This window comes from Odoribacter sp. (assembly GCF_985060555.1).
Map to the genome: position 1 here is coordinate 1 of NZ_CFKYFN010000093.1, position 3,396 is coordinate 3,396.

A 3,396-nucleotide genomic window follows, 5' to 3' on the forward strand; every position below is an offset into this window, starting at 1 on the left:
CCCGTATTCCTAACGGGCACATGATAGGTGTTATTCTTGCATTTGTCTATGGCTACGGGGGAATGTTCGCAGCCGGAAATATGTCCCTTGCAAATCTCTATCCGATTACAGCGAGTATGGGACTGATCCAGTACCGAAGCCATGATGCGGCTGTTCATTGGAATATAGGCTTATGCAGCCTAAGTATGATAGTCGTCTTATTGATTTCTGTGGCTATTGTAGTTACAACAAAAAATGTTTCATCCGCAAAAGTTGTTAAAAAGCCGAAAAAAACCGCCCTCAAAAAAGGCTGGTAAACAGGAGGACTTACACATGAAGAAAAAAATATTGATTGGGATTGGTGCCGGTGCTTTCGTGGCAATCTGTTTTGGTATTTTCCTGCTTTCAGGTGCAGGCAGCACCTATTACTATTCACAGATCGACAACACCAAGATCGAGCAGACGGGATCTGCCGGAGGTGTAATTAACTTTGGGGGAAGCATGGACTACTCCTACACGCTGCGTTGTTATGACGAGGACGGAAACGAAAAGGACATTACCTTTGGAACATCGAGGGAATTGAAAGAGGACGCCTTTATTCGTCTGACGGTAATGCCCATTCGTGGAGTGCTGGAATGGGTTGAAGTTCAGTATGACGAGCTTCCCACAGCCGTACAAAAAGAATATACAGCACCGCAATAAAGAGAATAGATAATTGATTATCACCTAAAATATAGCTGCCGCACGACGGCAAAAGAAAAAAGCCGTCGTATGGCGGAAAACAATATTCCCTACAAGGTGCGGGCGGCACTGCTTCTGGTGCCGCTGAATACACCAATGCCTATCGGAGCAGTGACTCAATCCTTGTGGTACATTGCAGTTCGTTCCGGGGACGTCCACCGGGTGCAGCACTATCTTCGCACAGAAAGGGATACCGAAGATGGAGCAGTTATCGGCACGTCTGCTGTTAACGGCTGGCATCCTGCTGCTGATCGCAGAAGTGATTTTTGCCATTCTCCAAGTATGGCTCTATACCGACCTTCTCTGGGCGGGTGCGTTTGGATGCCTGATGGCAGCTCTGAACTTTCGGGATTCCAAAAACGACGGCGGCTAAAGCACACGGCATCGTAGTGCACGGTCAATGTGGAAATGCGAGCTACACCCGATTTTCCATATCGAGTGATATAGATTTGGCTTTGGGGGAGGATTGTCTATTGTATGCAAAAAATTGAAGTTGTTGTTCGCATCACGAAGGATCACTGCCCACCGCAAGAGCAGACGATTTTTGAATGGTTCGATTTGATGCGGAATCCCACAGACGCTCTGAGCCGTCCCGATCTGGAAATCAACTTGGAACACCACCGTGTTTTCAAACACGGAACAGAGGTGTACATGAGTCGTTATGAATACGGTGTTTTGAGTTTGATGGCACAGCATCCGGGCAAACTGTTTACAAAGGAGCAGATCTTTGAAGCAGTCTGGCATAAGGACAGCGAAAGCTATTTGAGAGCCGTCACCAGCACGATCGGTCGAATCCGCCAGAAAATAGAGGATGACAAAGATCACCCCCGTTATATTAAAACGGTTTCCAACATTGGATATCAATTTGTCCCATCATCGGAATCGGTGCGATTGAATCGCAATCTGTAATAAAAGCCATACCGTGAGATCCTAGTAGGATTCTTCGGTATGGCTTTATCGTTTTCTACGCTGTACGAAATCGGCATCCTTGCATAGATGACCAAGAATATTCTAAAATAGAGATAACTTAATTCAGGAGGTCAAACCATGCAAACATTTGAAGAAGTATTGACCCACTTCCATAGCTTTTTAGAGTCTGCGACCTATTTGGACGTTGTTCCATGCCGCTGGGGATATGTAAGGCTTTTTAATGAAGGCAATCCCATCAATTTCAATGCAATTCTTTGCCGTACACCACAAGAACTATATACGGCATTGGAAAATGATTTGGAAACAGAGATTCAGGTCAGCTTGGGAATCGACTGAATTGGTATAAAATTGGTTTGCTTTTGGGTTCGTTTTGGTATAGTGACTTTGAAAAATATGCTATACTGTACCACAAGCAAAACATTTTCAGGGATTTTCAATCTTACTGTAAAACTCTGTCAGATGCTTTGCCAGTGTGCGGGTCGAGTCCATTAAGGTCTCTCGCACCGCTTCTGGACAGGAAAGATAGATTCGATTGAACTCTTTTAACTCTATTTCCGTTTTACCCATCCCCGGAGTAATCAGCGCATCAAGCGAAACCGGCAAAACACGAGCAATCGCCAAAAGAATTTCATAAGATGGATTCATGCTGCCTTTTTCAATGTTGGCGATATGCTTCGTTGAAACATGGCAGCGTTCAGCAAGTTGTTCTTGTGTTAAACCTGCCAGCTTGCGCTCCTTGCGAACCTTTTCTCCAAGTACTTTCAAGTCAGAATTCGGCATCATCGTTCACCTCAATAGTATTGTATCGTTCTGGTGAATGACGCGGTATAACCTTGTATTTCCTGTGAATAGGAAGTATAGTGCCGATTTTTACATTTCCCGGTCGAGTTATAAAAAAACGGTAACTCGTCTGGGTGATTCTACGCGCCATCTGATCACAGTTGCCGTTTGTGGAGGTAACTGTGATTTTTTATTGGGGTAACGCATCAAAAAAAGCCTGTCTGCTGCCGTAAGCCAGACCGCCCTGAAGCAAGCACAATCGTTCCGTTCCACCATCCACAATCGTGCCGATGTGTTATATTGCGCCAGCTTCCCGCCATGGGAGGCTGGCGTTTTTGCGCTTTTGGAGCCAAAATGCCGCAGTCCACCGTTTCTCCTATGATATAGCAGCAAACTTTATATTTGGGAGGGAAAGTCATGCTCGATCATAAGAAGAAAGCAATTACGGAACACTGGCAGTTTTGCCCCAAGTGCAACTTAAAACTTTATCGAATGACCGCCGACTGCACTGGATTCATCCATATAAAATGCTGGCGTTGCCGGAAAATGTTATGGCTCGACCTTTCCATTCGGGCCAAGTAAACATCAGTTTTATAAAACAATCGGGTGCACTGCACTCTGAATATGGACTGTTAGCACCGAGCAACGGGCCATTGCCATAAGGCAATGTATGAAACGTAGCACCAAATGGCCGGGCAGCAGCTTGACTGAAAGATTTTCGCTTGAAAATCCTTCGGTTGGCTGTTGTCCGGCTATTTTTTTATAGCTTCAGATGGCCTGCTCCCGAAAAGGAGCAGGTTTTATGTTTGCCCTCTTTTCGTGGCTGCCCCAGATGGCGAAATATCCGTAGTATCTCCAAATTTTCGACATTTCACGTTTTATCGAAAATTTGGAGGTTACACATGGGCTTTAATTATGGTTTGGAAAAGAAGAACTTTGACCGTCAGTGGGCTATCATGCGCAAGC

The 3,396-nt window shown here is 45.2% G+C and carries 6 protein-coding genes; 5 read left to right on the forward strand and 1 reads right to left on the reverse strand.

Translation table 11 applies throughout. From position 1 onward, the window contains the following. From AC5RDS_RS12635 to AC5RDS_RS12655, 5 genes are all read left to right on the forward strand, one after another. Positions 1–296: hypothetical protein (locus tag AC5RDS_RS12635; protein WP_494222359.1), on the forward strand; the 296-nt coding region annotated here is incomplete at its 5' end. A 16-nt stretch (positions 297–312) separates the two neighbouring features. Next, positions 313–681 (forward strand): YxeA family protein, encoded by a 369-nt coding sequence (locus AC5RDS_RS12640; RefSeq protein ID WP_120393684.1) that lies wholly within the window; start codon positions 313–315, stop codon positions 679–681. Positions 682–919: 238 nt separating this feature from the next. Beyond that, complete coding sequence (locus AC5RDS_RS12645) at positions 920–1,093, forward strand: hypothetical protein (protein WP_243130396.1); 174 nt, start codon at positions 920–922, stop codon at positions 1,091–1,093. A gap of 104 nt (positions 1,094–1,197) precedes the next feature. Continuing rightward, positions 1,198–1,629: a winged helix-turn-helix domain-containing protein gene (locus tag AC5RDS_RS12650; RefSeq protein ID WP_005946641.1), complete on the forward strand. Its 432-nt coding sequence runs from the start codon at positions 1,198–1,200 to the stop codon at positions 1,627–1,629. A 138-nt stretch (positions 1,630–1,767) separates the two neighbouring features. Further along, positions 1,768–1,986, forward strand: coding sequence for a hypothetical protein (locus tag AC5RDS_RS12655; RefSeq protein WP_149795259.1), 219 nt, complete (start codon positions 1,768–1,770; stop codon positions 1,984–1,986). 87 nt (positions 1,987–2,073) lie between these two features. Here AC5RDS_RS12655 and AC5RDS_RS12660 read toward each other — a convergent pair whose 3' ends face one another. Continuing rightward, positions 2,074–2,433: a helix-turn-helix domain-containing protein gene (locus tag AC5RDS_RS12660; protein ID WP_242983291.1), complete on the reverse strand. Its 360-nt coding sequence runs from the start codon at positions 2,431–2,433 to the stop codon at positions 2,074–2,076. Positions 2,434–3,396 lie beyond the last annotated feature (963 nt).